This is a genomic window from Mesorhizobium sp. M2C.T.Ca.TU.002.02.1.1, from assembly GCF_003997225.1.
The window spans coordinates 1-6,199 of record NZ_RZTO01000325.1 but is presented as its reverse complement, the minus strand read 5'-3'; the positions used below and the strand labels follow the sequence as shown (position 1 = coordinate 6,199).

Sequence of the window (6,199 nt, the reverse complement as noted above, 5' to 3'; positions counted from 1 at the left end):
GCTCATGATGGTGGTGGTGATGATCATCATCATGGTCGCCGTCATGGTGGTCATGGTGGTGATCATGGTCATGCGCCGCTTCTTCACCAAGCCAGCGCCGCACGTCGGCGGACTTGGTTTCGGGATTGTAGAGCCCGCAATTGAACAGCGCCGCGGCGCTGGCCTCGTTGATGTCGAGCACGACTGCGCCCGGATTGACCTGCTTCAGCCTCGCCCGCAACGCCTCGACCTCGGCCGCGTCGGCGAGGTCGGTCTTGGCCAGCACGACGCGGTCGGCCACCGCCGCCTGCTTCACCGCCTCGACATGGGCATCGAGCGTTGCCTCGCCATTGACGGCGTCGACCAGCGTGATGACGCCGTCGAGCCGGAAGGCCTGCACCAGCGCCGGATGCGCCATGATCGACTGCAGTACCGGCGCCGGATCGGCAAGGCCCGTCGTCTCGACGACGACGCGAGCCAGTTTCGCGATACGGCCGGTCTGCAGCCGGTCGACGAGATCGGCGAGCGTGTCGACCAGATCGCCGCGCACCGTGCAGCACAGGCAGCCGTCGGAAAGCTGGATGATGCCGTCGGACGCCTGCTCGACGAGCAGATGGTCGATCGCCACCTCGCCGAACTCGTTGATGATCACCGCCGTATCGGCAAGCGCCGGGTCCTTGAGCAGCCTGTTGAGCAGCGTCGTCTTGCCGGCGCCGAGGAAACCGGTGAGCACGGATACGGGAATGGGAAAGCTGCTGTCCATGACGCAGCTCAGTTGGCCTTGGCGGGCTGGTCGCCCTGCGCCCCGGCTGCGGCGGTCACCGCCGGCTCGGCGCCGGCCGGCGCCGGCCTGTCGGGCCGCCAGCTCGGCAGCGGCACGTCGGCATAGTTCTGGTCGGCCTGGTCGACGAACGCCTTCGGCGCTGGCCCCGTGGCGCCGCCCAGGCCAACCGCGACCAGCGTCGGATGATCGAGCTTCACCTGGTAGGGCGATTTCGGCTTATCCTTGGCCGCAACCTCGGGGGCCGCCTCGGATTGCTCGTCCTTCGGCTTCTTCTTGCAGATCTCGTCATGCATGTCGTTGGGCGACAGCGTATCGCCATAGGGCTTGAGCGCGGCAAGGGTGGTCGAGGTGGCGGCCGGCATGTCGAAACCCTGGTCGAGCAGCTTTGCCGCCACTTCGGCGCGGCTGATCGCCGATTTCTCGCCCAGCACCACGGCCACCAGCGTGCGCCCGTTGCGCGTCGCCGAGCCGATCATGTTGAAGCCGGAAGAGCAGACGAAGCCGGTCTTCATGCCGTCGGCGCCGGGATAGCGGCCGATCAGGAGATTGTAGTTCGGGAGCGCCTTCTTGCCGACGGCAAGGCCCTCGATCGAGAACCAGGGCGCGTATTGCGGAAAATCATTGCGCAGCGCCGTCACCAGCACGGCGAGGTCACGCGCGGTCGTGTACTGTTCCGGCGAATAGAGCCCGTTCGGGTTGACGAAATGCGTGCCCACCATGCCGAGCCGGGCCGCCTCGGCATTCATGCGGTCGGCGAAGGCGGCCTGCGATCCGCCGATATTCTCCCCCACGGCCATGGCGATGTCGTTGGCCGATTTGACCAGCATCATCTTCAGCGCATTGTCGAGCCGCATCACCGAGCCGGGCTTGAAGCCCATCTTGCTCGGCGGCTCGCCGGCCGAATGCTTCGTCACCTTGATCGGCGAATCGAGCGCCACTTCGCCTGCCTGGATCGCGCGGAAGGTGACATAGGCCGTCATCAGCTTGCTGAGCGAGGCCGGATACCAGCGCTTGAACGCGTCCTGATGCTCCAGAATGGACCCGCTCTTGAGGTCGAAAAGCACGACCGGGTTGGCCCGGGCCGCGCCGGCAAAGGCCGCAATCGCCAGCGTGCCTGCCAGCAACAGGTTGAGGAAATGCCTTCGCCGCATGATCAAATCCGAAATCGCCTCTTGCCGTGATCGCTGCCGGGTCCGTAAGATTTCGTTACCCATCGCCAGCATAATGCGGGCCGACCCTCACCCCGGACCGCATTGTTGCGGTGCTATTTACCCTATGTGTCGCCAAAATGGCAAAGTGCCAGACATCACAATTGACAATCACAATTGCTGAGCGTCGGCTCTGAACCGACCGCCGCCGACCAACCGAGAGATGGAACGATCATGCCGATTCTGAACCGAGCCGCGCAAATGCAGGAAGAAGTCGCCGGTTGGCGACGGCATCTGCACCAGACACCGGAGCTGAATTTCGACGTGTTCCAGACCGCCGATTTCGTCACCGGGAAGCTTAAGGCCTTCGGCTGCGACGAGGTGGTGACGGGGCTGGGCAAGACCGGTGTCGTCGGCATCATCCGCGGCCGCAAGGGCGATGGCCCGACCATCGGGCTGCGCGCCGACATGGACGCGCTGCCGATCGACGAGATCACCGGCAAGCCATGGGCCTCGACCGTGCGCGGCAAGATGCATGCCTGCGGCCATGACGGCCATACCGCGATGCTCCTGGGCGCCGCCAAATATCTTGCCGAGACGCGCAATTTCGCCGGCACCGTGGCGGTGATCTTCCAGCCGGCCGAGGAAGGCGGCGGCGGCGGCAACGAGATGGTCAAGGACGGCATGATGGAACGCTTCGGCATCGAGAAAGTGTTCGGCATGCACAACATGCCGGGCCTGCCTGTCGGCCAGTTCGCCATCAAACCCGGCCCGATCATGGCCGCGACGGCCGAATTCACCATCACCGTCAAGGGCCGCGGCGGCCATGCCGCGATGCCGCACGGCACGATCGACCCGATCGTCATCACCAGCCAGCTGGTCGGCGCGCTGCAGACGATTGCCTCGCGCAGCACCGATCCGGTCGAGGCCGTGGTGGTGTCGGTGACGAAGTTCCATGCCGGCGACGCCTATAACGTCATTCCCGAAAGCGCCGAGATCGCCGGCACCGTGCGCACGCTGAAGAAGGAAGTGGCCAAGAAGTCGGAAGAGCGCATCCGCGCGCTCTGCGCCGGCCTCGCCGCGGCCTTCGGCGCCACCATCGAGGTCGATTACGACGCCAATTACCCCGTCACCTTCAACCACGCCGAGGAAACCGCGTTTGCGGGCGACGTCGCGGCCGACATCGCCGGCGACAGCCATGTCCACCGCGCCATCCAGCCGGTGATGGGCGGCGAGGATTTCTCCTATATGCTGGAAGCCCGCCCCGGCGCCTTCATCTTCATCGGCAACGGCGACTCGGCCGGCCTGCATCACCCGGCCTACGACTTCAACGACGAGGTGATCCCGCACGGCATGAGCTATTGGGTGAAGCTGGCCGAAACAGCGTTGGCCGCCTGAGCGCCCGCGGGCGAAGGCGGCGCCATCCGGCTTGGCCGGCTCGGCCCTGCCGAGATGAGTTGCAGTCCAAGGGGAGTCAGCATGCCCCTTGGCGAACCGGCCCGAAGCGTTTATGTGTCGGGCCGCGTGGTCCCGTAGCTCAGTAGGATAGAGCGGCAGATTCCTAATCTGTAGGTCACAGGTTCGATTCCTGTCGGGATCACCAAGTTTTTCAAAGGCTTGGCGAGCAGGTCGCCGCGCGCTGGGGTCAGAGCGATCCTGACGTGAACGGCCCTGAAAGATGATGCGCACGCATAAGCGTGGAGAGGCCGTTCGCGGCTTCGGCGAATGCTTCGCCTCCCGAAGCGATCAGCGCCGCTCGTTCCTGCTCGGATGCGGCCAGGATGCGTTCCCAGAACGCGGCGACGACAGCGCTCGACCGAGCGAGATCGGCGGCCACGTCCCGATCGGCGGCCAGCGCCGCCAGGTGCCGAGGTGTGATGCCGCCGATGCCGGGCGGGACTTTCGCGCCCATGTCGACGAAGCCTGGAGGCAACGATCCTTTCAGATTGTGGACGCGACGCTCGGTGATGGCCGCGTAGATCTGGTCGACGGCCTGCTGGGCGCCCGCGACACGGGAGGGGTGGTCGGTGTCGGCCGCGGCGTGAGGGAGGAGTTCCAGACGCTGGCCATAGGCCTCGACCAGTCTGAGATAGGGCAGCATCGGTCCCGAAAGCGTGCCGCCGTCCTTGAACAAGTCCGCATCGATCGCCGCATGGGAAACGCGCCCTGACGCCAGCGCGCGCTCCAGCGCTGCAACATCGACCAATTCGCCGCGGTCGTAGTTGATGAGCACGGCGCCGGGGTTGAGGAGGGAGAGGATTTCATCTCCGATCAGACCGGCGTTGGCGTATCGTTGCGCGCGGGCATCGAAGGCGCCCAGCCCGAGGTGGACCGAAAGCGCGTCGGCGCCGCGCGCCGCGTCCTCCATGGTCGCGGCATAGTCGAAGCCTTCCGCCTCGATCCATTTCCGGTGACGGGGCCGCGCATGGATGATGACCAGCATACCGAAAGCCTGGCCGAGCCTGGCGAATTCCCGGCCGATATTGCCATAGCCGATCACCGCCAGTCTTTTGCCTTCGAGCTTCTCGGTCGGGTAATGGCGCAGGTCTTTTCCCGTATCGAACTGCCCGCCGGCAACCAGGGCGTTGAGCTTGTCCACGGGGAGATCCGGCCTGACTTTCAGCAGCGCCTTCACGGCCATTTGCGCGGTGGCGCGGCTGTTGATGCCCGGCGTGTTCATCAACGGCGCTTCGCCGCCCTCGCCGCTGCCCCCGCCCCAGGATGCCGACCCCATATTGCCGGTGCCGGCGCCGATGCGCACGCCGCCGAGGCGGAACCTGGCCTCGGCCGGAATGAAGGTCGCGGCGGCGATGACGGCGTCGTAGCGGCCATCGCCGGCCTCGGCCAGCAATTCCTCGCGCGTGCTCAATTGCGGCAGATAGAAGAAATGCAGCTTGCCGGGATCGAGGGCACCGGCCTTGGCGATGCCTGCCTCGTGGAACACCCCGCCCTTGGCTTCGATATGGGCCTTGACCTCGCTGTGGTCGGGATTGCCGTCCGCGCCAAAGCGCAGCCCGACAAAATCGCAGATCAGAATATTGGCTGATGTCATGAAGCGTTTCCCTGCAGCTATATCCAGCTACTCCAATCCGTTATCCGATGGACCACGTGAAGCGGCATATCCGGGTCGCAAGCGAGAGATTTGTCCCAGGAAGCTAGAACCTGTCGGCCCTGAATGGCGACAGGTCGACCGTCGTCGGCGAGCTGGCCGAGTCCGGTTACGGATCGGAGTCCGGAATAGAGGGCCTGGACGCTTATCTGCGAACCAAATTCGTCACGGAGATCTGAGAGAACCGCATCTCCAAACAGGTCGCTTCGGCTATTCCGCCGCGATCCGCAGGCCGGCGTCGCGGCGGAAGAGCGCATGGCCTGCCTCGTCGACCGCCTGCGCGGCGCGTTTGCGGATCGCTTCCGAAACCAGGACGCCGTCGGCAAAATCCTTGTCCGTCGCATAGACCGCGGTGGGCAGGGCAAGCGCCTCGAAAAAGCCGAACAGCGGTCGCAATTGGTGCTCGACGATCAGCGCATGCCGCTCGCCGCCACCCGTTGCGAGCAGCAGCACCGGCTTGCCTCTCAGCGAGGCCGGATCGAGCAGGTCGAAGAAGTGCTTGAACAGGCCGGTGTAGCTGCCCTTGTAGGTCGGCGATCCGACCACCAGCATGTCGGCGTTGACGACCCTGTCGAGAATATCGCGGGCCTGCTGATCGAGATCGCGCGCCCATTTGGCGCTGCCGAGCGAAGGTCCGACGTCTTCGATATCAAAGGTGCTTGCCGACAGGTTGTTGCGCGCCGCGATGTCCCTGACCACCTGCTCGACGAAACCGCGCGTCTTCGACGGCCGGGTGAAATTTCCGGAGAAACCGACAACGGTTGGATTGGGCATGTTCATTTCCCTCGAGACGCCGGCGCTAAATCTAATGTCTATAATTTTTATAGACTCTAGCCTGCCTTAGAAGGAACGATCCGCCTTTCGAGGGCCCCGCCTCGAACATTTTTTCCATGAATTGGTTGGTTCGTGGTTTCCACGGCGGCAAGACTGCACCATCGGCTTACCGAAGTTGCGGGCCGGCGGTGCCGCGCCGGTCCCGCGATCGCGCATCGGTCTGGAGGGGCCGATGCGCGGCAATACTTGAATCCTCAGGCAACCTTGCGATCGGGCTGGCGCGCGAAGATCTCCCGGACCTTGTCCGCTATCGCCTTGCCGAGATCGCGATTGTTCTCAGCAGTGAAGTGGATGCCGTCGCAGCCGTCGGTGGTGATGAAATCCCCGGCATTGAGGAAATCGACC

General features: G+C 64.6%; 5 protein-coding genes and 1 tRNA gene. 2 read left to right on the top strand and 4 right to left on the bottom strand.

Going from position 1 to position 6,199, the window contains the following annotated elements; all coding sequences use genetic code 11:
• A partial coding sequence (locus tag EOD07_RS18040; protein WP_164772326.1) for a GTP-binding protein occupies nt 1-742 on the bottom strand: 742 nt, incomplete at its 3' end.
• An 8-nt stretch (nt 743-750) separates the two neighbouring features.
• A complete protein-coding gene (locus tag EOD07_RS18035) occupies nt 751-1,914 on the bottom strand; it encodes a D-alanyl-D-alanine carboxypeptidase family protein (protein WP_127236434.1) in 1,164 nt (387 codons plus the stop codon).
• A gap of 231 nt (nt 1,915-2,145) precedes the next feature.
• Between EOD07_RS18035 and EOD07_RS18030 the strand changes: the two genes are divergently transcribed.
• Both EOD07_RS18030 and EOD07_RS18025 read left to right on the top strand, forming a co-directional pair.
• Nucleotides 2,146-3,309, top strand: a complete 1,164-nt coding sequence (locus EOD07_RS18030; RefSeq protein ID WP_073988040.1) for a M20 aminoacylase family protein — start codon at nt 2,146-2,148, stop codon at nt 3,307-3,309.
• Nucleotides 3,310-3,437: 128 nt separating this feature from the next.
• Nucleotides 3,438-3,514 (top strand) — tRNA-Arg (locus EOD07_RS18025).
• 42 nt (nt 3,515-3,556) lie between these two features.
• Here the strand turns inward: EOD07_RS18025 and EOD07_RS18020 are convergent.
• Nucleotides 3,557-4,963, bottom strand: a complete 1,407-nt coding sequence (locus EOD07_RS18020) for an NAD(P)-dependent oxidoreductase (protein ID WP_127236433.1) — start codon at nt 4,961-4,963, stop codon at nt 3,557-3,559.
• A gap of 267 nt (nt 4,964-5,230) precedes the next feature.
• Nucleotides 5,231-5,794, bottom strand: a complete 564-nt coding sequence (gene msuE, locus EOD07_RS18015) for an FMN reductase (protein ID WP_127236432.1) — start codon at nt 5,792-5,794, stop codon at nt 5,231-5,233.
• Between the last annotated feature and the right edge of the window lie 405 nt (nt 5,795-6,199).

Excerpts from the sequence above, each read along its gene's own strand:
- EOD07_RS18035 (WP_127236434.1), bottom strand. The coding sequence starts at position 1,914 with ATGCGGCGAAGGCATTTCCTCAACCTGTTGCTGGCAGGCACGCTGGCG.
- EOD07_RS18030 (WP_073988040.1), top strand. The coding sequence starts at position 2,146 with ATGCCGATTCTGAACCGAGCCGCGCAAATGCAGGAAGAAGTCGCCGGT.
- EOD07_RS18020 (WP_127236433.1), bottom strand. The coding sequence starts at position 4,963 with ATGACATCAGCCAATATTCTGATCTGCGATTTTGTCGGGCTGCGCTTT.
- msuE (WP_127236432.1), bottom strand. The coding sequence starts at position 5,794 with ATGCCCAATCCAACCGTTGTCGGTTTCTCCGGAAATTTCACCCGGCCG.